The organism is Micromonospora sp. NPDC048839, from assembly GCF_040649915.1.
Taxonomy (GTDB): Bacteria; Actinomycetota; Actinomycetes; order Mycobacteriales; family Micromonosporaceae; genus Micromonospora.
In genome coordinates this window covers 55,100-76,961 of the sequence record NZ_JBEZGL010000002.1, presented here as the reverse complement: position 1 = coordinate 76,961, position 21,862 = coordinate 55,100, and the positions used below count along the sequence as shown (strand labels likewise).

Annotated in this window: 22 protein-coding genes; 11 read left to right on the top strand and 11 right to left on the bottom strand. The window is 70.1% G+C overall.

Translation table 11 applies throughout. The annotated features are described in order from the left end of the window. Window positions 1-15: 15 nt before the first annotated feature. Window positions 16-420, bottom strand: coding sequence for a hypothetical protein (locus AB0C25_RS03560; protein WP_357369197.1), 405 nt, complete (start codon window positions 418-420; stop codon window positions 16-18). A gap of 85 nt (window positions 421-505) precedes the next feature. On the opposite strand from AB0C25_RS03560, the gene AB0C25_RS03555 reads away from it, so the two are divergent. The 3 genes from AB0C25_RS03555 to AB0C25_RS03545 all read left to right on the top strand — a co-directional run bounded on the left by AB0C25_RS03555 (window position 506) and on the right by AB0C25_RS03545 (window position 5,971). Further along, window positions 506-853 (top strand): PadR family transcriptional regulator, encoded by a 348-nt coding sequence (locus AB0C25_RS03555; protein ID WP_357369195.1) that lies wholly within the window; start codon window positions 506-508, stop codon window positions 851-853. Continuing rightward, entirely contained in the window at window positions 850-1,926 is a 1,077-nt protein-coding gene (locus AB0C25_RS03550) for a hypothetical protein (protein ID WP_357369194.1), read from the top strand. The genes AB0C25_RS03555 and AB0C25_RS03550 overlap by 4 nt, the downstream gene beginning before the upstream one ends. A gap of 106 nt (window positions 1,927-2,032) precedes the next feature. Then, complete coding sequence (locus AB0C25_RS03545; protein WP_357369192.1) at window positions 2,033-5,971, top strand: polysaccharide lyase family 8 super-sandwich domain-containing protein; 3,939 nt, start codon at window positions 2,033-2,035, stop codon at window positions 5,969-5,971. Between the two features lie 92 nt (window positions 5,972-6,063). Here the strand turns inward: AB0C25_RS03545 and AB0C25_RS03540 are convergent, their stop codons facing one another. Beyond that, window positions 6,064-6,528, bottom strand: a complete 465-nt coding sequence (locus AB0C25_RS03540) for a septum formation initiator (protein ID WP_357369191.1) — start codon at window positions 6,526-6,528, stop codon at window positions 6,064-6,066. A 102-nt stretch (window positions 6,529-6,630) separates the two neighbouring features. On the opposite strand from AB0C25_RS03540, the gene AB0C25_RS03535 reads away from it, so the two are divergent. Genes AB0C25_RS03535 through AB0C25_RS03525 form a run of 3 tightly spaced genes read left to right on the top strand, consistent with a single transcriptional unit; the run spans window position 6,631 to window position 9,195 of the window. After that, window positions 6,631-7,326 (top strand): response regulator transcription factor, encoded by a 696-nt coding sequence (locus AB0C25_RS03535; RefSeq protein ID WP_357369189.1) that lies wholly within the window; start codon window positions 6,631-6,633, stop codon window positions 7,324-7,326. Continuing rightward, window positions 7,323-8,612 carry a HAMP domain-containing sensor histidine kinase gene (locus tag AB0C25_RS03530; protein ID WP_357369187.1) on the top strand — a complete coding sequence of 430 codons (1,290 nt, stop codon included), beginning with the start codon at window positions 7,323-7,325 and terminating at the stop codon, window positions 8,610-8,612. Before AB0C25_RS03535 ends, AB0C25_RS03530 begins: the two co-directional genes overlap by 4 nt. Window positions 8,613-8,640: 28 nt before the next feature. Beyond that, window positions 8,641-9,195, top strand: a complete 555-nt coding sequence (locus AB0C25_RS03525; RefSeq protein WP_357369185.1) for a DUF5872 domain-containing protein — start codon at window positions 8,641-8,643, stop codon at window positions 9,193-9,195. 34 nt (window positions 9,196-9,229) lie between these two features. Here the strand turns inward: AB0C25_RS03525 and AB0C25_RS03520 are convergent, their stop codons facing one another. After that, the gene (locus AB0C25_RS03520; protein ID WP_357369183.1) at window positions 9,230-10,111 is read right to left on the bottom strand and encodes a LysR substrate-binding domain-containing protein; all 882 of its coding nucleotides are present in this window, start codon (window positions 10,109-10,111) and stop codon (window positions 9,230-9,232) included. Window positions 10,112-10,211: 100 nt separating this feature from the next. On the opposite strand from AB0C25_RS03520, the gene AB0C25_RS03515 reads away from it, so the two are divergent. Next, the gene (locus tag AB0C25_RS03515) at window positions 10,212-10,661 is read left to right on the top strand and encodes a GNAT family N-acetyltransferase (protein WP_357369181.1); all 450 of its coding nucleotides are present in this window, start codon (window positions 10,212-10,214) and stop codon (window positions 10,659-10,661) included. Between the two features lie 162 nt (window positions 10,662-10,823). Continuing rightward, window positions 10,824-11,369, top strand: coding sequence for a PepSY domain-containing protein (locus tag AB0C25_RS03510; protein WP_357369179.1), 546 nt, complete (start codon window positions 10,824-10,826; stop codon window positions 11,367-11,369). An 84-nt stretch (window positions 11,370-11,453) separates the two neighbouring features. Here the strand turns inward: AB0C25_RS03510 and AB0C25_RS03505 are convergent, their stop codons facing one another. Further along, complete coding sequence (locus AB0C25_RS03505) at window positions 11,454-13,346, bottom strand: ABC transporter ATP-binding protein (protein WP_357369177.1); 1,893 nt, start codon at window positions 13,344-13,346, stop codon at window positions 11,454-11,456. Window positions 13,347-13,598: 252 nt separating this feature from the next. Beyond that, window positions 13,599-14,105, bottom strand: a complete 507-nt coding sequence (locus AB0C25_RS03500; RefSeq protein WP_357369175.1) for a nitroreductase/quinone reductase family protein — start codon at window positions 14,103-14,105, stop codon at window positions 13,599-13,601. 181 nt (window positions 14,106-14,286) lie between these two features. Between AB0C25_RS03500 and AB0C25_RS03495 the strand changes: the two genes are divergently transcribed. Continuing rightward, the gene (locus tag AB0C25_RS03495; RefSeq protein WP_357370106.1) at window positions 14,287-14,718 is read left to right on the top strand and encodes a cold shock domain-containing protein; all 432 of its coding nucleotides are present in this window, start codon (window positions 14,287-14,289) and stop codon (window positions 14,716-14,718) included. 38 nt (window positions 14,719-14,756) lie between these two features. On the opposite strand, the gene AB0C25_RS03490 is transcribed toward AB0C25_RS03495, so the two are convergent. Further along, window positions 14,757-15,230 carry a DUF1453 domain-containing protein gene (locus AB0C25_RS03490; RefSeq protein ID WP_357369173.1) on the bottom strand — a complete coding sequence of 158 codons (474 nt, stop codon included), beginning with the start codon at window positions 15,228-15,230 and terminating at the stop codon, window positions 14,757-14,759. Window positions 15,231-15,297: 67 nt separating this feature from the next. Between AB0C25_RS03490 and AB0C25_RS03485 the strand changes: the two genes are divergently transcribed. Then, on the top strand, window positions 15,298-15,936 hold the full coding sequence (locus AB0C25_RS03485; protein WP_357369171.1) for a TetR family transcriptional regulator C-terminal domain-containing protein: 639 nt from the start codon (window positions 15,298-15,300) through the stop codon (window positions 15,934-15,936). Between the two features lie 248 nt (window positions 15,937-16,184). Here the strand turns inward: AB0C25_RS03485 and AB0C25_RS03480 are convergent, their stop codons facing one another. From AB0C25_RS03480 to AB0C25_RS03465, 4 genes are all read right to left on the bottom strand, one after another. Next, complete coding sequence (locus tag AB0C25_RS03480; RefSeq protein ID WP_357369169.1) at window positions 16,185-16,946, bottom strand: MBL fold metallo-hydrolase; 762 nt, start codon at window positions 16,944-16,946, stop codon at window positions 16,185-16,187. A 40-nt stretch (window positions 16,947-16,986) separates the two neighbouring features. Further along, window positions 16,987-17,334 (bottom strand): thioredoxin, encoded by a 348-nt coding sequence (gene trxA / locus AB0C25_RS03475; protein WP_357369167.1) that lies wholly within the window; start codon window positions 17,332-17,334, stop codon window positions 16,987-16,989. Further along, complete coding sequence (locus AB0C25_RS03470) at window positions 17,304-17,696, bottom strand: MerR family transcriptional regulator (protein WP_357369165.1); 393 nt, start codon at window positions 17,694-17,696, stop codon at window positions 17,304-17,306. The genes trxA and AB0C25_RS03470 overlap by 31 nt, the downstream gene beginning before the upstream one ends. A gap of 129 nt (window positions 17,697-17,825) precedes the next feature. Continuing rightward, window positions 17,826-19,040, bottom strand: coding sequence for a chitosanase (locus AB0C25_RS03465; protein ID WP_357369163.1), 1,215 nt, complete (start codon window positions 19,038-19,040; stop codon window positions 17,826-17,828). A 298-nt stretch (window positions 19,041-19,338) separates the two neighbouring features. Between AB0C25_RS03465 and AB0C25_RS03460 the strand changes: the two genes are divergently transcribed. After that, on the top strand, window positions 19,339-19,956 hold the full coding sequence (locus AB0C25_RS03460; RefSeq protein WP_357369161.1) for a hypothetical protein: 618 nt from the start codon (window positions 19,339-19,341) through the stop codon (window positions 19,954-19,956). Window positions 19,957-20,000: 44 nt separating this feature from the next. Here the strand turns inward: AB0C25_RS03460 and AB0C25_RS03455 are convergent, their stop codons facing one another. Further along, window positions 20,001-21,626, bottom strand: coding sequence for a glycoside hydrolase family 43 protein (locus AB0C25_RS03455; RefSeq protein WP_357369159.1), 1,626 nt, complete (start codon window positions 21,624-21,626; stop codon window positions 20,001-20,003). Between the last annotated feature and the right edge of the window lie 236 nt (window positions 21,627-21,862).

The window sequence follows — 21,862 nt, the reverse complement described above, 5'->3', positions numbered from 1 at the left end:
GGTCCCGTCCGTCGCTCATGTGCTGGGCGTCGGTGTGGGCGTCCGGGTGAACGGCCACGGGTACTCACCGAACAGGCTGGTGCACGCCGTCAGCAGGCCCTGGCGCGCGTCGGCCACACGTTTGTCGGCCGGCCCCTTGTCGACGGTGGGGTCGTCCAGCACCCAGAGGTCGCCGGCTTCCTGGGCGGCCGATCCCAGCCGCTGACCGGCCTCCCGGATACCGGGATCGGTCGACTCGATGGCGCGCATCGCGGTGCCCGTGTCCTCGAAGGGTGGTTTGTTCTTCTCCAGGGTGTAGACCACCCGCGTGCACGCGGAGGCCGCGGACTTGTCCGAGGGCGTGGTCGATGTGGGGGCGGGTGCTTCGGTCGCGGAGCAACCGGTCAGCAGCAGGGAGGCGACGACGAGGGTGCGGATCACGGCAGGAGCTTAGCGATCTTCAGATTTGCGCACCTGTCGTTGTCATCTTCTTGCATATACCGATCATCGGTATATGCTTCTCGGTGTGACCGACAGTCCACTTCGGGAACCGACGTTCCTGGTGCTCACCGCACTCGCCGAGGCTCCCCAACACGGGTACGCAGTCATCGAGGACGTGCTGCGTATCTCCGACGGCCGGGTGCGCCTGCGCGCCGGCACCCTCTACGCGGTCCTCGACCGGCTCCGCGCCGAAGGCCTCATCGAGGTCGAGCGGGAGGAGGTCGTGCAGTCGCGACTGCGCCGCTACTACCGGCTCACCGCCCTGGGCGCGCGTCGGCTCGCCGAAGACGCGTCCCGCCTCCGACTCAACGCGGAAGCCGCTCGCACGCGGCTGCGCCGCGGTGGCCTACTGACCGACGGGGGTGCGGCGTGAGCAGCGACGATCTGGAACGCCGCTACCGGCGACTGCTGGCCGTGTATCCGTGGGAGCACCGCCGGGCGTACGAGGACGAGATGCTGGCCGTGCTTCTCGCCGGCGCGCGGCCGGGTCAGCGGCGACCCGCCGCCGCCGACGTGCGAAATCTGGTCGGCGCCGGACTGCGGGCTCGGCTGCGGGTGAGCGCACGGGGGTTCACCGAGCCGGTCTGGGCGGACGCGGCGGCGGTGACGGGTCTGCTGGTCAGCCTCGTCCTGTTCGCCCTGGCCGGCAAGTCACTGCTCGACCAGCTCCTCCGGGATCCAAGCCTGCCACCGCGGTTCGGGCCGGGTGGCGTCGACCTCGTCGACTGGCTGCGGGTGGCCGGCTGGGCGGGGGTCTGCGTGGCCGCGCTTGTCGGCTGGCGCTGGTTGGCCGCCGGTCTGGCCTGGGCTGGCGTGCTCGGATGGGCCGCGCTTGTCGCTCCCCAGGCCGCTGACGATCTCACCTACGTGGTGGACACCCTGCCGCAGGTCGCTCTCGCCGTCGTGGCGGGCGCCGCGCTGACCCTGTCGGTGCCGCGTCACCGGATAGTCGCGCTGCTGGGCGTACGCCGGTTGACGGCCCTGCTGCTCGCACCGATCGTCATGGTCGTGCTGTTGGAGATCAACCGGCTGAACCGCCCCACGTTCGACCCGGTGAGCGGCACGTCCTACCAGGTCCTGTACGGCATCGAGGCGACAAGCGAACTGGTCGTGTGGCTCTACGTCGCGGCACTGGCGGCCGCCGCGCTGGCCATGCTCGTCGCGCTGGCCGGGCTCGACTCCGGGGTACGCCGACGGATCGTCGTCATGCTCCTCCCGGTCGCGGCGCTCGCCCTGGTGATCGACAGCGCTCTCGCCGGTTGGGCCACCTCCACCATGAACATGGCGCACGTCATCCCGCTGGTGCCGGCGCAGTGGGCGATGCTGGTGCTCGTCCCACCGGTGACCTTCCTGGTCGGAGCGCTGCTCGTCCAACGCCGAGAGGAGACGCTGCGCATGGTCGCCCTCGGCCGCGCCGCAGACCGCGAGCAGCCGGCGGGGCAGTAGGGCGACCGGTTGCGGACTCGTGGCGACGTCAGTCGTCGGCGACGGGGGTCTGCGTGCCGGCCACACCCTTGCTAGGCTCCGCCCAATTTTCACGGGGGAGAAGATCATGGGTGTCCGCTTTCGACAATCGCGGAAGGGCTACCGGCACCCCAGGGTGCTGCTGCTCGTCCTCATCCTGCTGGTAACCGGCGCGGCCCAGGCGGTGGCGGTGCCTGCGCGTGCGGTGAGCGACGTGGAGACCGTTCGCCACCGCTGGCTACAACTGTTGACCGACAGCGACACCAACCACGCCGGTGATGCCCGCTACGCCGGCCGCCTCCCCGATGTCCCCCAAATTCAGGGGTACGCCGCCAGCATCGACCCGCTGGCCGTCTCAGATGCGGACAATCCCGAGCACGGCCGGCTGTGGCCGATCGAGTTCGACTACGACAGCACGACGGGCTTGTCCAGGTCGGTCGATCGGCTGGCGCAGATGGCCACCGCCTACGCCACGCCGGGGACCATTCTCACCGGCAACGCGGCGCTGGCCGATAGGACGGTCGGCGGGCTCAACGCACTCGTCGACACGTTCCCGAACAGTGCTGCCGAGCTGCCGCTGCCGCATCCCTCCGCGGAGTGGTACGACTGGGAAATCGCCATCCCCAAGCAAATCGTCAACATCGCGGTGATGATGTGGGGGCATCCGAGACTTGCCGTGCGGGACTACCTCTCGGCCATCGAGGTGCTCACGCCCACCTGCACGCGGTCCGGCCGCAGCACCAACGGCGACGACTACGCCGAACCGACCCGTGGCGCGAACCGCACCTGGAAATGCGCCACCGAAGTCATGATGGGTGTCCTGGCCAACGACGTCGCGGCCATCGCCACGGCACGGGACAACGCCCTGGAGACGATGGCGACCGTGCAGGTCGGCGAGGGCATCTATGGCGACGGTTCTTTCATCCAGCACGGCCGGCACCCGTACAGCGGCGGTTACGGCACCTCGATGGCCCAGACGTACGCGGAGCTGATCTACGCCCTGAGTGGCTCGCCCTGGGCGATCGACGGCGCCGCCAGCACCGCGTTCGCTGGTTGGCTGCGAGACGGCCTGCGGCCCCTGGTGTACCGAGGTGCCGGCACGCCCGGCGTGCGGGGGAGGGAGATCGCGCGGGCCGGGACGGGGAGGCGCGGCGATCCCGCCGGGACCAGCATCAGCAACCACCAGTCCGGGCACGGTCTTACGCGGGCTGCGCTCATCCTGGCCGAGGTCGTGCCCGCGACCGAGGCGCTGCGCCTGCGCCGTATGGCCAAGGGGCTGATCAGCGGCGACACCTTCGCGCCTTACCCGGACACCTATTTCCTGTCGCTGTTCACGCTCGCGCGGGCCTACGCGGTGATCGACGCGGTCGCTGTGGTCGGCGAGGTGGATCTCGTCGCCACCAAGGTGTACGCCGGCATGGACCAGGTCACCCACCAGCGGCCCGGTTACCTGGCCGGGGTGAGCATGTTCTCCAACCGAATCCTCGACTACGAGACCCTCGGCCAGAACCCGCGCGGATGGTTCACCCGGTACGGCATGACGCAGCTGAGCCTGCCAAACGACCTGGGTCAGTACGACGACGCCTACTGGCCGACGGTGGACGCAACCCGTCTGCCCGGCACGACCGTCTCCACCGCAGCCCGGTCCACGACGCACCCCAGTGGCGTGCCATCCACCGCGAGTTGGGTCGGCGGCGCGTCGCTCGACGACCGGTACGCCTCGGTTGGCATGGAGCTGCGCGACCCGTTCTCGGACCTCACGGCGAAGAAGTCCTGGTTCCTCTACGACAACGAGATCGTCGCGCTCGGCGCGGGCATCACCGGCACCGGCACCATCATCACCACCGTGGACCAGCGACGAGTGAGTGGTGCCGAGGCGCTGACCATCAACGGGACAGCGCGCTGCGCCACCAACGGCAGCACCGAGGTCATCAGTGGCGTGACGAACGCTCACCTGAGTGGCCAGAACATCGGCTACTACTTCCCGGGCGCGGTGACGCTGCACTGCAAGCGTGAGATCCGAAGTGGCGCCTGGAACGCGATCGACCCGGGTGGCAGCACGACGCCGCACCAGCGTGCGTACGTGTCCCTCTGGATCGACCACGGCACAAACCCGTCGAACGCCTCCTACAGCTACGCGCTGCTGCCCGGGGCGGGCGCACAGCAGACCGCCGAGTACGCCGCGAATCCGCAGATTCGCGTGCTGCGCAACGAGAAGACGATCCAGTCGGTCCAGCAGAACCCGCTCGATGTCATCGGCGTCAACTTCTGGCAGCCCCGGGTGACCCAGCGGTTGGACGCGTGGGGCGAGGCTGCGTTCCTCACGGTCGATGACGCTGCTTCGGTGGTGCTGCTGCGTACGCCCACCACCATCAGGGTTGCCGCGGCTGATCCCACCCAGCGCCGTACGGGCGCGCTGCACGTGAAGCTGAACACCCCCAGCGGGGGCCTGGTGTCCGGGTCGCCCGGCGTACGGCTGGTGCAGACGGTGCCGGCGATCCTGAGCGTGACCTCGTTCCAGACCGGTGGCGCGACCGAGACCGCGGTGGTGGCGACCGACCCGCGGGTACTGCGTCCGACGGACGATGCGATGGTCTGGAAGGACAACGGCGACGTGAACTACGGCGGCACCGGTCTGGTCGTGAAGGGCACCGGCGACGGCTGGACGCGGCACAGCTACCTCAAGTTCGACCTGGCCGGTGTGGACCCGACCGACATCGCCAGTGCCACCTTGCGGATGTACGGCAGCAACACGACCTGTACCGGATGCACCACGGACCTGGTTGTCCAAGCGGCTGGCGACAAGTGGAGCGAGAAGGAGCTGACCTGGAACAACGCTCCCCTGCCCGATGGGGGCCCGGTCGGCAACCTCACGGTCGGCACGGCGCCCGCGTACGCCAGCGGCGACGTCACCAGCCATGTCCGGGAGCAGGCAACCGGTGACGGCAAGGTCACCTTCGTGTTGAGCGATCCAGCGCGGACCGGCGACTTCGTGCTGCTCAACAACAGGGAGGCCCCGACCGGTCAGCCGGAACTCATCCTGACTCTGCGGGGACCACAGCTCGACAACTGGCAGCAGCCAAATGCCAGCAGCATCCCCATCGGCGACACGTGGGTCGATTCAGGCGTACCCGGCGCCGCCTACGGCCAGTCGCCGGTGAACGCCGTCAAAAACACCACCACTCGGCAGCGGGCCAGCTACTTGACCTTCGACATCGCGCAGTACGGCGAGATCGAGTACGCCAAGCTGCAGTTCCACGCGCGGGTGACCGACGCCGTCCCAGGCGCGGACAGGGTGGTCGTCTCCGAGGTCGGCGATGCCTGGAACGAGGGTCTGGTCAGCTGGAACAGCAGGCCCGCTCCCGGCGCGGCCCTGAAAACGGTGAACGTGTCCGCTGAGGGCGGCATGGTCGAGCTGGACGTGACCGACTATCTACGGCGCAACGCCGCCGACGGGCGGGCCTCGTTCGCGATTACCGGCGATCCGGCGGGAAGCCACAAGTACATCGGCATCACCTCACGGGAGAGTGCGGTGAACCCGCCGGAACTGATCATCCGGGCCGAGCACACCGACCGGCCGGCGCTCGCGGACACGTACGTCGACGCTGCCAGCCCGGCGGCGGCGCATGGCAGCGGCACCACGCTGGCAGCCGATACCGGCAATCGGCTGGCTCTCCTGCGGTACAGCCTCGCAGCGGTGGCCGATATGAACCGGGCTGCCGTCAACCTGTACGTCAGTCAGTGCGCTACGCAGCCGGTGACGCTCAGGGTCAACGGCGGCGCGGATGGTGGATGGACAGAGAGTGGTACGTCCTGGAACACCCGGCCGTCGGCGACGTTCACGTCGGTGCGAGAGGTGACGTGCACTGGCGACAGTCCGTATGTATCCATTGATGTCACTGGCTTCGCGATAGCGCAGTGGTTCGGTGATCAGAGTTTGAGCCTGCAGGTCACCGCAGACCGCTCCGTCACCATCGGGAGCAGGGAGTCGGCCAACCCGCCTACGCTGACCATCAAGACCAGTTGATCCGACCCCCGCTGGCGGTGCCCCGCTCGTCCATCGCCGGGAGGAGACACCGACCATGGTCGCCCTAGGCGCCCCGACGCGGTACATCCGGCTCAGTCGTCGGCGACGGCCACCGGCTCCGAGCCGATGCAGCGCACCTTCAACTCGTACTCGCGGGTCGACCCCGCGAAGGTGACCTCGACGTCATCGTCCGGTCCCCGGTCCACGTCCCGGACCCGGTAGCCCTGCGCGGGCGCCCAGGAGACGAGGCGTACGCCGTCGGCGCCGCACTCGGCCACGGCCGTGCCGCCCTCGGTGGCGAACCCCCGACGGACCCCGGGGCTGGCGCTGGGTGCGGCGCCCGTCGTGCCCGGAGCGGCCGAGCCGGTGCCCGTCGTGCCGCTGGGCACGGGCTCCGGCGAGGCGAGCGCCCGTTCGATCTCCGCCTCGCTGCGCACCCCACCCGGGGTGCCGGTGATGCTCTCCCCGACCAGTTGGATCGCGCCCAACCCGATCAGGGTCGCCACGGCGACCGTGGCCACCCACCCGGCGGCGACGAGAAGCGAACGACGGCCCATTCCCTGACTATCCCCGATCCGCCCTTGTCGTTGGCACATCCCGACGCTAAGGCATGGTTAACGTGGGCCTAGCCGCCGGCGGTAGCGGTTAACCTGCCAGCTGTGGCCCGCCTGCTGCTCATCGAGGACGACCTGACGATCCGTACACCGCTGATCCGGGCGTTGCGGGAACGCGGCCACGCGGTGGCCGCCGCCTCGACCGCGATGGCCGGCCTGCGGGACGCCCTGGAAGATCGGCCCGACCTCGTCGTGCTCGACCTGGGCCTACCCGACCTGGACGGCCGCGAGCTGCTGCGGATGCTGCGCGCGGTCAGCTCGGTGCCGGTCATCGTGGCCACCGCCCGGGACGACGAGGCCGAGATCGTCCGGGTGCTCGACGCGGGCGCCGACGACTACGTGGTCAAGCCGTTCACCGCCGCGCAGCTCGACGCCCGCGTCCGAGCGGTGTTGCGACGGGGCCCGGCGGGCACGGACGGGCAGGCCCCGTCGCTCGTCGTGGGCGGGCTGCGCGTCGACCCCCGGTCCCGACAGGTCACCCTGGACGGTACGGCGGTGGAGTTGACGCCGCGCGAGTTCGACCTGCTGCACCACCTGGCCGGCCGCCCCGGCCAGGTGGTCACCAAACGTGAACTGCTCACCGAGGTCTGGCAGATCCCGTACGGCGGCGCCGACAAGACCGTCGACGTGCACCTGTCCTGGCTGCGCCGCAAGCTGGGGGAGAACGCCCAACAGCCGCGTTACCTGCACACCGTGCGCGGGGTCGGGGTGCGTCTCGAGGCACCGGCGGCGCAGCCGTGAGGGCCCGGCTCGCGCTGCTGGTCGCCGCCGTCAGCGTGCTCACCCTCATCGCGTTCCTGGTGCCGTTGGCGCTGCTGGTCCGCACCGTCGCGGAGGACCGGGCGACGGTCGCGGCCACCGCCGACGCGCAGAGTCTGGTGCCGGTGGTCGGCACCGCCGACGCGACGACGATCCGACTCACCGTCGAGCAACTCGCCGCCGAGTCCGGGCGACCGGTGAGTGTCTTCCTGCCGGACGGGTCGGTGCTCGGCGCGCAGACCCCCCGTACGCCGGCGGTGGCCCTGGCCGCGCGCGGGCAGAGCCTGACCGGGGAGTCGGCGGCCGGCCGGGAGGTGGTCATCGCCGTGCAGGGTCGAACGGACGGGACCGGGGTGATCCGGATCGTGGTGCCGCGACACGAGCTGACCGCCGGGGTCACCCGGGCTTGGTTGGTGCTGGCCCTGCTCGGTGTGCTGCTGGTGCTGATCGGCCTGTTGGTCGCCGACCGGCTGGCCCGTAATCTGGTTCGCCCGATCAGCGACCTGTCGGCCGTGTCGCACCGGCTGGCCAACGCCGAGCTGGACGCCCGGGTCACCCCGGCCGGTCCGGCCGAGCTGCGCGAGGTGGCCGGTGCGCTCAACCATCTCGCCACCCGGATCCAGGTGCTCCTGGTGCAGGAGCGTGAGCAGGTCGCCGACCTGTCGCACCGGCTGCGTACCCCGTTGACGGCGTTGCGGCTGGAGGCGGAGTCGCTGCGCGACCCGGACGACGCCGCCCGGATCACCACCGCGGCCGACGGGCTCGAACGCGCGGTCACCGGGTTGATCCGGCAGGCCCGGTGGCGTCACTCGCCGTCGGCGCAGCCGGCCACCTCGGACGCGGCGGCGATCGTCGCCGACCGGGTCGCGTTCTGGTCGGTGCTGGCCGAGGACACCGGCCGGGCCGCCACCCTCGACCTGGTTCCCGGCCCGCTGCCGGTGGGTGTGCCCGCCGACGACCTGACGGCGGCCGTGGACGCCCTGCTCGGAAACGTCTTCGCGCACACCCCCGACGGAACGCCGTTCGCCGTCCACCTCACCCGTGACGCGGGGGAGGTGGTCCTCACCGTGGCGGACGCCGGCCCCGGCCTGCCGGTCGGGGCGGTCCGGCGGGGCGCCAGCGCGGCCGGGTCGACGGGTCTCGGCCTGGACATCGCCCGGCGTGCCGCGCAGGCCGGCGGCGGCAGCCTGGAGTTGCGGGCCGGTCCGACTGGCGGGGCTCGGGTGCTGCTGCGGCTGCGCCCACCGACGACCCAGCGGGAGGGTTAGGCGCGGTGCCGTGGGGTAGCTGCCAGCTATGGCGCGGTATACGAAACCCGAGCTCAGAGAGCAGATCAAGGAAGAGGTCAAGGCCTCCGACAAGGGTGGCAGGCCGGGGCAGTGGTCGGCGCGCAAGTCACAGCTGGTGACTCAGGAGTACAAGAAGCGCGGCGGGGGATTCCTGGGCGAAAAGGACGAGCGACAGAAGTCGCTCCAGCGCTGGGGCAACGAGAAGTGGCAGACGAAAGAGGGCGACACCCGCGCGCGCAAGGGCGACACGACGAGCCGTTACCTGCCCAAGAAGGCCTGGGACGAGATGTCGGACAGCCAGAAACGGGCGACCGACACCAAGAAGCGTGCCGCCTCCCGGTCCGGCAAGCAGTACGTCGCCAACACCGGCCCGGCGAAACGGGCGCGTCGAGACGCCACCACGGCCGGCCGGATGTCGGAGATGTCGGTCGCCGAGGCCGCCAAGCTGGTCCGTGGCCTCGACAAGCGGCAGCTCAAAACCGCGTTGCGCAACGAGCACGCCGGCAAGGACCGCAAGACGCTCGTCCAGCGGCTCGAAGCGGAACTCAACAGGCGCGGCTAGCCGCGCCGGCACTGCTGGCGCTGCACCGCGCAGGTCAGGATGCCCGACCTGCGGCCTCGAAGCCCGCCGAGGTGATCCGGTCGTCGTCTCGGCGGCGCAGGATCTGCACCTCGGTGGTCGCCTCGGTGTCGGTCAACGGCAGCACTGCCACCGAGGCGGGCACCACGGCGGAGATGCTCGCCGGCGCGATCGTCACCCCGAGGCCGGCCGCGACCAGGTGCGCCACAGTGGCCCAACTGGTGGCGTCCTGGACGATGCGCGGGGTGTAGCCGGCTTCCAGGCACGGCCGGAGATTGCGCTGGTAGGCCCGCTCGCCGGCCACCCGTGGGAAGAAGACGAACGGGTCGTCGCGCAGCACCACGGCGTTGATCGCGAGGCTTCCCGCGTGCGGGTGGTCGGGCGGCAGGACGGCGACGAAGGACTCGGTGGCGAACGTGGTGCCGACCAGGTCGTCGTGGTCGTCCGCGTCCCGGACCACGCCGAGATCGACCTCGCCGTTCAACAACCGGTCGACGATGTGCGCCGTGTACGCCTCGTGCAGCCGCAGGTGGACGGCCGGATGGCGTTCGCGGAAACGACGGATCGGCCCGGCCAGCCCGAGCGGGATCGCCGAACTGACGAAGCCGATGTCGAAGCGCCCCTGCTCCCCGCGCCCGATGCGCCCCGCCTCGTGCACGTCGTCGGCCACGGCGGCCAACACCCGCCGGCACCGGTCCAGATACGCCTCGCCCGCGGGCGTGAGTGCCACCGACCGGGAGGTGCGGACGAACAGCGGCGTACCGATCATCGCCTCGAGCTGACGGATCTGCTGCGACAGCGGCGGCTGGGCCATCCGCAACCGCACTGCGGCGCGGCCGAAGTGCAGCTCCTCGGCGACCGCGACGAAGTAGCGCAGGTGGCGCAACTCGGGTTCCATACCTCAAGGATACGAATGACCCCGAACAAGATATTGGACGTTCGAATAGCGGTGGCCGGAGAATCGAACCATGAACCCGAGCACGCTCACCGTCACGTCCATGACGACCGCTGCGGAGGCCGAGGCCTTCCGGACGCTGAACGAAGAATGGATCTCCCACTTCTTCACCATCGAGGAGTCGGACCGCAAGACGCTCGGCGACCCGTTCGCCGCCATCGTCGACCCGGGCGGCGACGTGCTGATCGTCCGCGACGGCGGGGAGATCGTCGGCTGTGTCGCCCTGGTCCGCAACTCCGACGACGTCTTCGAACTGTCGAAGATGACGGTGGTCCCGGCGGCGCGCGGCAAGGGCCTCGGCCGCCAGCTCATCGGGGCGGCGATCGAGCGGGCCCGCCAGCTCGGCGCGACCACCTTGTTCCTGGGCAGCAGCACCAAACTTGCGAACGCCGTGCACCTCTACGAGGCTGCCGGCTTCCAGCACGTCAGTCCGGAACAGATCCCGCTGCCGCCGTACGCCCGCGCCGACGTCTTCATGCGAATGGCGCTCTGATCACTTCCGGTCGAGGCGCAGCCTTCGGGCTCGGTGCGCGGCCGACGCCAGCGCCGGCTTAACCCGGCCTTAGCGTTCGGACAGCGCGGTGCTATCCCACTTCAGCCGATCCTCGGAGTCGACAACACAGGAGTTGACATCCGAGGAAAGGTGGACACCACGATGAAGCGCACCAACCTGCTTCTGGCGACGGTCGGCGGGTCGGCGGTGCTGGCGGTGACCGGGGTCGCGCTCGGCGTCAACGCCGTGAGCGACACGCGGGCCGGCGGCACGGCACTCGCCGCGGCCACCGTCGCCCCGACGGCCACGGACGCGCCGGAGGCCGGCACGACCACCGCCGCGCCGGGAACCAGCGGTACGCCGTCGGCAGGTGCCTCGTCGGGTACGCCCAGCGGTACGCCGACCACCGGCACCGCGCCGGCAGGCAGCGCGGTCGACGAGAAGCGCGCCGGTGAGATCGCACTCGCCAAGGCCGGTGGCGGCCAGATCGTCGAGGTCGAATCCGAGCAGGAGAACGGCCGGCCGGTGTGGAGCGTCGAGATCGTCGCTGGCGAGACCGAGCACGAGGTGGACGTCGACCGGGACAACGGCTCGGTGGTGAAGGCCGAGCAGGAGCCGGTCGACAACGACGACAACGACGACAACGACGACAACGACGCCGACACCGACGACGATGACACGGACGACGACGACAACGACAACGACTGACCGTCCGCTGCCGCCGCCCGTCACCGGGATCCCCCGGGGCGGGCGGCGGCTCGCGTCGTGGCGCAGGCGCCCGGTGCGGCGGCCTCAGATGGCGACGCGTTGCTCCTGGACCGTCGGCTGGTCCTGGTCGAACTGGGTGCGGTACAACTCCTGATACCGGCCACCGGCGGCGAGCAGGTCGCCGTGTCGCCCACGCTCGACGATCCGGCCGTCTTCGACGACGAGGATCTGGTCTGCCGCCCGGATGGTGGAGAGCCGGTGCGCGATGACCACACTCGTCCGGCCGGTCAGGGCTTCGGCGAGGGCCTCCTGAACCGCCGCCTCAGAGGTGGAGTCGAGGTGCGCGGTGGCCTCGTCGAGGATGACCACGCGCGGACGGGCCAGCAGCAGCCGCGCGATGGTGAGCCGTTGCCGTTCCCCGCCCGACAGCCGGTACCCGCGTTCACCGACGACCGTGTCGAGCCCATCGGGGAGGGAGCGGATCAGGTCGTCGAGTCGGGCACGCCCGAGCACCTCCCACATCTCGTCCTCCGTGGCGTCCGGTCGAGCGAACGCCAGGTTGGCGCGGATGCTCTCGTGAAAGAGATGCCCGTCCTGGGTGACCACGCCCAGCGCAGTCCGGATCGACTCGGCCGACAGGTCGCGTACGTCGACGTCGGCGAGCCGCACCGCGCCGTCCTCGACGTCGTACAGGCGGGGAACGAGTTGCGCTATCGTCGACTTGCCCGCCCCGGAGGAGCCGACGAGGGCGACCATCTGCCCCGCCTCGGCGCGGAACGACACCCCGTGCAGCACCTCGTCGCCGCCGCGGGCATCGAGCTTCACCACATCTTCGAGAGACGCGAGCGACACCTTGTCCGCTGACGGGTAGCCGAACCGTACCCCGTCGAACTCCACCGCGACCGGCCCGTCGGGGAGCGGCCGGGCGTCGGGTCGGTCGAGGATCAGCGGCTTGATGTCGAGGATCTCGAACACCCGCTCGAAGCTCACCAACGCGCTCATCACCTCCACCCGGGCGCTGGCCAGCGAGGTCAACGGCGCGTAGAGACGCGACAGCAGCAGCGCGAGGGCGACCACGGTCCCGGCGTCCAGGCTGCCCCGCAGGGCGTAGATTCCGCCCAGCCCGTAGACCAGGGCCAGCGCCAGCGAGCCGACGACGGTGAGCGCGGTGATGAAGACCCACTGGAGCATGGCGGTGCGGATGCCGATGTCCCGCACCCGACGCGCCCGCGCTGCGAACTCGGCCGACTCCTCGGCCGGCCGCCCGTACAGCTTGACCAGGGTCGCGCCGGGCGCCGAGAAGCGTTCCGTCATCCGCGTGCTCATCGCCGCGTTGTGCTCGGCCGCCTCACGCTGCAACTGGGCGAGCTTCGAACCCATCCGGCGCGCCGGGAGGACGAAGATGGGCAGCAGCACGAGCGCCAGCACCGTGATCTGCCACGAGAAGCTCAGCATCACCGCCAGCGTCAGTGCCAGGGTGACCGCATTGCCGACCACCCCGGACAGGGTGTCGCTGAAGGCCCGCTGCGCGCCGATCACGTCGTTGTTCAGGCGGCTGACCAGCGCACCGGTGCGCGTCCGGGTGAAGAACGCCACCGGCATGCGCTGCACGTGGTCGAAGACGGCCGTCCGCAGCTGGACGATGAGCCCCTCGCCGATGCTGGCGGACAGGAACCGCGTCACCAGACCCAGGCCGGCTTCGGCCAGGGCGATCACGGCGATCAGCACCGCCAACCGGATCACGACGCCGCTGTCGGCGCCGTCCACGATGGCCTCCACCACCCGTCCGGCGAGGACCGGTGCCGCCACCGTGAGGACAGCCGTCACCACGCTCAACAGCAGGAACCTGACGATCAGGGACCGGTGCGGACGCGCGAACTCCACGATGCGCTTCAGGGTGACACGGGACAGTGGTCGTTCTTCCTGCGCGTTCATCGCGTGGTGCAGAGACGTCCACGCGGCAAATTCCATGCTCATGCCTCACCTCCGATACGGAGGTTAGGACCTCACCCGAGATTGAGGTCAAGTCACCGCGCCGGGCGTTTCACCTCGGCCCGCGACCGGAGATCGCCGGGCGTCGCGACGCAGCGTGAACCAGAATGGTCGGCACTGAGTTGGTGCCCGGTGTGACGTCGTCCCCGACCGGATCCATCATCCCGGTCGGGAGCGCCGCTGCGTCGTCGCCAGAGGCATGGTCGAGCGGCGGTGTGGGGGAGCGGGCGGACCGCGTCAGTCGTCGGGCTGCGCCTGGCCGGCGACGCCCTCGATGCCGGAGCGGGGCTCGAGAACCACCACCGCGGTTTCGGACGGGCGCAGTGCCGCGAAGGCGTCCAGGTTGGTGTCGATGTCGCGCCAGCGGATCCACAGGCGGTCCCGCTCCTCCCCGGCAGCGGCGCGCCCACGGACCAACCGCCGCCCGTCTACCAGGTCGACGGTCGCCTCCGGATGGGTCCGCAGGTTGAGCCACCAGGCCGGCTCACCCTCACCCCAGCCGTTCATCGCCAACGTGAACAGGTTGGGCCCATCCTCCAGGTAGGCGACGATGACGCCGCGCTGCTGACCGGTACGGCGACCGGTCGTGGTCAGCCGCAGGGTGCCCCAACGGTCCGGGCGGGGCCGCCAGAGCCCGACTCGGCCGCGAAACACCCGATAGAGCCCCCGGTGCACGGACCAGGCTGTCCGGATGAACCAGCGCGGCGGCAGCCTCGGCTTCTTTGCGCGATCCTCGATCGACACGACGACCTCCACACCCTGCGCGGCGATGGTAAGAACAGAATGCCAGTCGCGCCCCCGGCGCGGAATGGTGCGCGTGGTGATCGTTGGAAGGCAGGTCACGACGCATTCGGTACCGTTGCTGGGCAGTGTGTGTGGGGACACTGTCGAGATCCTGGTTGAGTGGTGGGAGTGGGTGGTGGCTGTGTGGGCGGTAGGTAAGGTCATCCGGTTCGACGACGCACGTGGATACGGCTTCATCGCGCCGACGAAGGGCGGCGAGGACATTTTCGTCCACGCCAACGACTTCGGCGAGCAGCGGCACCTGGTGCATCCCGGCATGCGTGTCGAGTACGAGGTGGAGGCCGGCGACCGTGGTCTGAAGGTGGCGGCCCTGCGGATCGTCGAGCCGGTCGCGGGCGTCCGCCCGGAACGGGTGCCGGACGTCGTGCCGACGCGGACCGGGCAGACCGGTGAGGATGACGGGATGTGCGACGTCCTGTCGCCGCGCGAGTTCACCTACGAGGTGACGGAGTTGCTGATCGAGCGGGTGCCGACGCTTACCGCGGCCCAGATCTCCGCGATCCGGCAGCCGCTGGTCGACCACGCCAGATCGCACGGCTGGGTCGAGAGCTGAGCCGCTGGCCCGATCCGCTCACCGGTGCCGTGCTGTCGTCATCGGCGAACGGGTGCGAACGGCACCCGGAGCTCGATGCCCCGACGGGTCACGGCCAGAGCCTCACCGATGAAGCTGATGCCGATGGTGAGTTGGATCGGACGGGCCGCCGCCTGCATCCCGAGGTGGTCGGCGAGCAGGCTGTAGCCGAGCATCGCGACAAGCGTGCCGACGACGGCCGCGAAGGTTCGGCCGCGGTAGCGCTGCCAGAGGAAGCCGCGCTTCTCGTAGACCACGACGAGCGAGCCGCGTAGGTAGCCGAGGGCGAGGCCCAGGGCGCAACCGCCCACCAGCCAAGCGTAATCGGCAGTGCGCACGCCGTCGGTCCTGAGCAGGATGTAGAGGCCGATGGTGGTGAGGATGACCGGTGGCGCCCACAGATCGCGCTTGTTCAGGGGTTCGCCGGTCAGCCGCTTCACGACGATGACGATCAGCGCGAGGACGATGATTGCCGCCACGACCCAGACGTTCACTGCCGCACCCCCGAATTTGGCACCGTCGTGCCAAATTATCATGGCATGATCGTGCTATAAAGTTCTCGTGCCAAAGATCGTCGATCCCGAGCAACGTCGTCGTATGGTGGCCGACGCGGTTTACGCGGTTGTCGCACGCGACGGCCTGCAGGCGGCCACGCTGCGCAATGTGGCCGACGAGGCGGGGCTGGCCATTGGATCGGTTCGGCACTACTTCACCGACCACGAAGAGCTGATGATCTTCGCCGTTCAGGAGCTTGGCCGCCGCGTCGGCGAGCGGGTCTGGGCGCATGCCGAGCGCCTGCTCGGCGACTCTGGCGGCAGCCGCGCGGATCGACGATGCCGTACCGAGGAACTCCTGGCCGAATTTCTGCCGCTCGACGACCTCCGCCGCGACGAGATGCTCCTGCGGCACACGTTCACCACAGCGGCCCGGACTCGTCAGTCGTTGCTCATCCACGCCGAGGCCCTTCAGCAGACCCTTGACGAGTTGGTGCAGCGTACGTTGCAGGGTGCGCAGGAGGCCGGCGGCCTGCCCACCGACCTCGACGTGGAGGTGGAGAGCGTCCGCCTCCGTGCCCTGCTCGACGGGCTGGGGCTGCAGGCCGTGATGTTCCCAGGGCGTTTTCCGCCCAGTCTGTTGCGCGAGGTTCTGCGCCGTCACCTGGACTCGCTCGTCGCCGCGCCGGACGGCGCCGCCGGGTAACGGTCCGCCCGCGACCGGAGCTAGGCGAGTAAGTCCTCACTCAAGACGGGGCTGGGGTCGCGGCGAAGGTCGCTCGCCATCCGCTCTGGGCTGCCGGCCAGGTCGATGTGCTGGCGAGCGGTATACCTCAGGGTCATATTCATGACTCTGAGGTATACCGTTCACCACCGCACCCGCCCTCAGGAGGTCACCGACGCTCACCGCCGGCCGCCGCCGGCCGCCGGCTGCGCCCACCGCCCCAGCCAGGGTCAGGACTTACTCGTCTGGGCGTCTCTGCCCAGGTAGGTCTCGGCCAGCTGACGTAGGCGGGTCCGGTCGAAGCTGCGCCCGTGGCCGGGATGGACGACTGACACGTCGAGATCGGTGAGAAACTCCATGCTGCGCCGATAGGCGGCCACATCGGAGTTCGCCAGGTCATCGATCAGCGCGCCCTCGTAGATGATGTCGCCGGAATACAAGGTCCCGGTGCACTCCTCCAGCAGGGCGATGCTGCCCGGGGTGTGGCCGGGAAGGTGCAGCACGGTGAGAGTTCGCCCGCCCAGGTCGACGTGGTCGCCGTCGTCGAGCATTCGGTGCAGGGTCATGGGTGCGATGCGGTAGCTGGTCGGGTCGTAGTCCGGTTCGGGCAGGACGTCGATCATCAGCTCCGGGACGGGTTCGCCCGCCGCGTCGATCCCGAGCTTGTCGAAGAGTTCCGCGCCGTACAGGCTCGCCGGAACGCCCGCCGTCAGGAGTTCCGCCTCGGCGGGGTGCGCGGCCCGGTCCGCGAACTCGGCCGCCCCACCGACATGATCCAGGTGCGCGTGGGTGAGCAGGACCATCGGATCGCGCTCGAACATCGCCGGGATCGCCTCCCGGAGGGCGACGACCCCGAGCCCGGCATCGATCACCAGGTCGCGATCGTTGCCGCGCAACCACCAGAAGTTCGCCGACAGGAGCTCGTTGACGTGCGGTTCCGAGAGCCGGATGACGCCACTACCCACCTCACCTCGGGCGTACCAGTCGACCATGTCGACAATTGTGCCAGCGATGGGTGTGCGCTTCGATCGGTCACAGCCCGGCGTGCGTGGTCAGGCTCTGCCGCAGGTGCAGTTTCGGCCTGGACCCGACGACCGAACCGACGACCTCACCCTGACGGAACACCAGCAGCGTCGGCAGGGACATGACCCGGTAGCGCCGCGTGGCCTGCGGGTTGTCGTCGGAGTTGAGCTTGGCGATGACCATTCGCTCGCCGAACTCCTGTGCCAGCTCGACGAGGCTCTTCTCGATCATCTTGCAGGGCGGGCACCACTCGGCCCAGAAGTCGACCACGACGGGCCGATCGCTGGCGAGCACCAACTCGGCGAACGTGTCGTCGGTGACGGTGGTCAGGGAGCCGACTGTCGTCTCCTGGGGCATGTTTCCTCCCGGTGTGCGATGGCGTGGGTGAGCTGGGTGCGCAACTGCTGACGGACCGCTGTGAGCCGACCGAGGTAGTCGTCGACCTCGGCGAGCTTGCGTCGCAGCACCAGCACGGAATCGGGGCAGACGTCGCCGGACGCGTTTCCCGCCCGGAGGCAGGCGACGAACGGACGGACGTCGTCGAGGCCGAAGCCGACGTCGAGCAGCGCGCGGATCTCCTGGACCACCCGCAGCTCCGCCTCGTCGTAGACGCGGTAGCCATTGGCCGAGCGCTGCGGGCGTACCAACCCGTGGGCCTCGTAGTAGCGCAACGTACGGGTGCTCGTGCCGGCCCGTTCCGCCAGCTCGCCGATCAGCATCAGACCTCCTCGACCAGCCCGTCGCGACCAGGCTAAACCTTGTCGTCAGCGTCAAGGCAAGGTCGCGCCCGGGGGACGGCTCAGGGCGCCGCGAGGCGGCGCCCTGAGCGTCTGGACGTGCTGGAGGGCCTAGCCGATGCGGAACTGCTCGCCGTAGACGGCGAACACCAACGGCGTGTTCAGGTTGAAGTTGCCGTTGTTGAGGAACACCCGCTGGGCCGTGTCGACGCGGGACGTGTCCGAGTGGGCTTCCTCCTTCTTCATCTCGATGACCCGCTCGTCGAGGAACGCGTTGAGCCAGGTCCGCTCGTCGCCGCCCTGCGCCGGGGGCTTCGCGCGGGCGAGGGCGCGGCTGCGGATCTGGCGCATGCCCTCGTACCCGTGCATGACCGCGGCGTCGTAGTAGGCGAACTGACCGAGCGCCCGGACCTGGTCGTTCTTGCCGTCGCGTACCGAAGGGTTGAAGTAGACCCGGTCCCGCTCGGCCTCCTGGGCCGCCCGGAACACCGAGTCGTTGGCCGCGGACCGCCAGTCGCGGGGGAAGTTGGGGTCGAGGCCGGCGTGCGACGCGGTGCCGTTGACGGCGCGCAGCGCCGGCAGGTAGCCGGCCAGCACGTTGCCCGGCTTGGTGTTCGTGTACGCCTGCACCAGTTCGAGCATGTCGCCGGTGCCGGAGCAGAAGCCGATGATGCCGGCGGTGTAGCCGCGACCGTCGCCGATGTCCTCGATGTAGGAGAACTGCGCACGCCAGTCGAGCGACGAGTTCTCCGCGGTCGAGACGAGCTGCATGGCGACGTCCTTCTTCGCCGGGTCGTCGAGGTTGGTGCCGGCCGGGACGGTAGCGGTCGGCGTGGGGGTCGGTGTGCCCCCGCCGGGCAGCGTCCACCGCTGGTTGCTGGTGCCCCCGCAGGTCCAGATCTGCAACCGGGCGCCGTTCGCGGTGCTCCGGTCGGTCACGTCGAGGCACTTGCCCGAGGCGGTGTTGACCAGGGCGCCGTTGCTGGCCGTCCACTTCTGCGCGCCGGTGTTGTTGCAGTCGTACAGCTGGATCTTGGCGCCGTTGGCGGTCGACGCGGCGGTGACGTCCAGGCACTTGCCGAGTGCGCGGATCGAGTTGTCGGTGTTGCCGACGGTCCACGTCTGGGCCGCGCTGCCGTTGCAGTCGTAGAGCTGGACCGCCGTGCCGTTCGCCGGATTGGCCCCGGCGACGTCGATGCACTTGCCACCGAGGCCGGTGATCGGACCGGCGGTCGCGGCGCTGGCCGACGGCAGGCCGTAGCCGACCGCCGCGACGCCGGTCAGCAGGGTGCCCACGACGTAGGCGGCTGTTCTCTTGCGCACCATGGTGTTCCTCGGGGAAGGGGCGGCATGCCGCCGGCCGGTAGGTGCCCGGCGCGGCGATCGGCCCCGGCGGGCACCACGAGAATTGGAAACTGTATTAACAGATATCAGTACGTCGGGTCGCCGTCAATCGACGAGCGCAGGCCGTGACGGCGCATGTTCATCTCGTTGTCGGCGGGCGTTGTGCGCCAGGACGGCCACCGGGGTGCTCGGCCCGCGGACCACCCAGTTAGATGGCGTGAGCAGTGCCGCGTCCCGGGCGAGACGACCCGGGACGGCACCGACACGCAAGGAGCGCTCCATGGCAGTCCACCTCCGCCGTACCCGGTCTCTGTGGGTCACGGCCGCCACCGTCCTCGCCGTGGCGGCGGTGTCCGCCTGCGACAGCGCGGACGCCGCCGACCCGGTCGGCGCGCCGAGCGCCGCCGCCGCGCCGACGGAGGCCACGCCCACCGGCGCCGCGGTGCCGGCGGTCAAGGGCAAGCTGCGCGGGTACGGCACGGTGCGGCAGCTCAGTGAGGCCGCGGACCTGGTGGTCCGGGGTGCGGTCGAGGCGAACGGGTTCCGGGTGGACGAGGTGCTGCGCGCGGCGAACGGATCGTCCGTGGGGGCCGGGACGCGAATCACGCTCGCCAGCCTGGATCGCGGCGTGGCCGACATGGCCCAGATGTCCACGCTCACGGCCGGTCAGGTCGTGGTGCTCTACCTCGCCAGGGACCCGGAGGCCCCGACGTTCCGGACGCTCAGCGGCGACTTCGGGGTGTTCGACGTGGCCGGGGCCGGCGACGACGCGGTCGCGGTGTCCCGCTCGCAGGCCATGGCCGTCAGCGGTCTGGTCGCCGAGGACCCGTCGGCGTCCGGCCACGGCTTCCGCACCACCCTCGGCCAGCTTCGGACCGTCGCCGGCCAGGTGAAGTAGCACGACGGACGCGGACGGCACCCCGGGGGGTGCCGTCCGCGCGGTCAGTGCTCGCGGTAGGTGGCCAGGTCGAAGTCGGCGTACACGCCGTCGCCGCCGAGATCCTGCACCCACAGGCCGACGAACGCCCCGGTGAAGCCCCACGCGGCCGGCTCGCCGTCGATGATCAGTGCGGCGTGCTCGTCGGACAGGATCGTCGCGTCCAGGTCGACCGGGAGCCGCCGCCACCCAGCGCCGAGGTCGTACTCGAAGCCCACCACCGGCCCGTCGAACACCGCACGCAGACCGACCCGGGTGACCCCGCTGGCGTCGACGGTCAACTCGGGGTACGGGGTGCGTCGCCCGTTGTCGGAGCTGAGCAGCTCCAGCACCGTCCGCCCGTCGTCGGCCCGCGTCAGGTAGAGGTGGTGCCAGTTCAGCGTGTTGTAGTAGGCGGTGATCCCGGCGAGCTGACGGTGGTCGACCGGGTCGAACTCCACCACCGTCTCCAGGGAGCAGTGCGTCGCCTCGACGCGTCGCGCGACCAGGCTGGGAGCCTGTCGGCCGACCGGTGACTGCCCGCCGTGCACGCGCAGGTGCGACGGACGCGACCGTAGGTCGATCCAGTCGTCGGTGGCCGGCCGGCGCAGTGTCGACCAGCACAGACCCAGCTCGGAGCCGTCGAAGTGGTCGGTGTCGGGTTCCGCCGGCCACGGGTGCGCGGGCAGGTCCGGCGCGACGACCTCGTCCGCGGGCACCCCGCCGGGGATCCGGGGCCAGCCATCCGCCGGCCACTCGACCCGCTGGATCGCGGTCTCCCGGCCCAGCACGCAACTGCCCAGCGGTGAGTAGGGGCGACCCACCAGGTGGGCCAGATACCACTCGCCGCCCTGGGTGCGCACCAGACTGCCGTGACCGGCCTTCTGCAACCGCAGGTCGGGTCGGCCCACCGAGCTGAGCAGCGGGCCGTCCGGGTCCACCTCGTACGGCCCGAACAACTCCCGGGAACGCGCCACGGTGACCTGGTGCTCCCAGCTGGTGCCGCCCTCGGCGGTGATCAGCCAGTACCAACCGTCGTGGCGGTACAGGTGCGGGCCCTCGGTGACCCCGACCGGGGTGCCGGTGAACAGGATGCGGGGCCGGCCGACCAGGCGTCGCGCGGCCCGGTCGTACTGCTGGATCTCGATGCCGCCGAAGCGGTCCCGGCCGGGTCGCCAGTCCGCGCTCATGCTCAGCAGCCAGGTGGTGCCGTCGTCGTCGTGGAACAGGGCGGCGTCGAAACCGCGCCCGTGCAGCTTCACCGGATCCGACCAGGGGCCGGTGATGTCCTCGGCGGTGACCAGGAAGTTCTGTGGGTCCCAGTAGCCGCTGGCGAAGCTGGCCACGTCGCTGTAGACGAGGTGGAACTGACCGTCGTGGTACGTCAGGTCGGGCGCCCACACGCCGTTGGAGTCACCGCAGCCACGCAGGTCGAGCAGGCGGCGGTCGGTGATGATCCCACCCAGGGTGCGCCAGTTCACGAGATCACGCGAATGGTGCACACGCACGCCCGGATACCACTCGAAGGTCGAGGTGGCCAGGTAGTAGTCATCGTCGACGCGCAGGATCGACGGGTCCGGATGGAATCCGGCGAGCACAGGGTTGCGGATCGACCGGGCAGCGGTCACCACGTTAGCGATGTCGGTCGACACGAGGGCTCCTCTGGACGACTGTCTGGAACTTCCGGAAACTTGCGGTCCCGGATCACTGGAAGTCCTGCCTACGCTAGCCGGTCTTTTCGCAATAGGACAGAGGTCTTGACCGTTGCGGCCACAGCTCGTAGCGTGCCGGCCATCGACCGGTAATACCGGCGAAGCAATGAAAGTTCCGGAGATCCATAAGTCCCACCCGCCGGCTCGGCCGGCGTCCGAGCACCCTGTGAGTCCCC

Coding starts and splice junctions, on each gene's coding strand:
- AB0C25_RS03545 (WP_357369192.1), top strand. CDS start 2,033: ATGGGTGTCCGCTTTCGACAATCGCGGAAGGGCTACCGGCACCCCAGG.
- AB0C25_RS03540 (WP_357369191.1), bottom strand. CDS start 6,528: ATGGGCCGTCGTTCGCTTCTCGTCGCCGCCGGGTGGGTGGCCACGGTC.
- AB0C25_RS03525 (WP_357369185.1), top strand. CDS start 8,641: ATGGCGCGGTATACGAAACCCGAGCTCAGAGAGCAGATCAAGGAAGAG.
- AB0C25_RS03520 (WP_357369183.1), bottom strand. CDS start 10,111: ATGGAACCCGAGTTGCGCCACCTGCGCTACTTCGTCGCGGTCGCCGAG.
- AB0C25_RS03515 (WP_357369181.1), top strand. CDS start 10,212: ATGACGACCGCTGCGGAGGCCGAGGCCTTCCGGACGCTGAACGAAGAA.
- AB0C25_RS03510 (WP_357369179.1), top strand. CDS start 10,824: ATGAAGCGCACCAACCTGCTTCTGGCGACGGTCGGCGGGTCGGCGGTG.
- AB0C25_RS03505 (WP_357369177.1), bottom strand. CDS start 13,346: ATGAGCATGGAATTTGCCGCGTGGACGTCTCTGCACCACGCGATGAAC.
- AB0C25_RS03480 (WP_357369169.1), bottom strand. CDS start 16,946: ATGGTCGACTGGTACGCCCGAGGTGAGGTGGGTAGTGGCGTCATCCGG.
- trxA (WP_357369167.1), bottom strand. CDS start 17,334: ATGCCCCAGGAGACGACAGTCGGCTCCCTGACCACCGTCACCGACGAC.
- AB0C25_RS03470 (WP_357369165.1), bottom strand. CDS start 17,696: ATGCTGATCGGCGAGCTGGCGGAACGGGCCGGCACGAGCACCCGTACG.
- AB0C25_RS03465 (WP_357369163.1), bottom strand. CDS start 19,040: ATGGTGCGCAAGAGAACAGCCGCCTACGTCGTGGGCACCCTGCTGACC.
- AB0C25_RS03460 (WP_357369161.1), top strand. CDS start 19,339: ATGGCAGTCCACCTCCGCCGTACCCGGTCTCTGTGGGTCACGGCCGCC.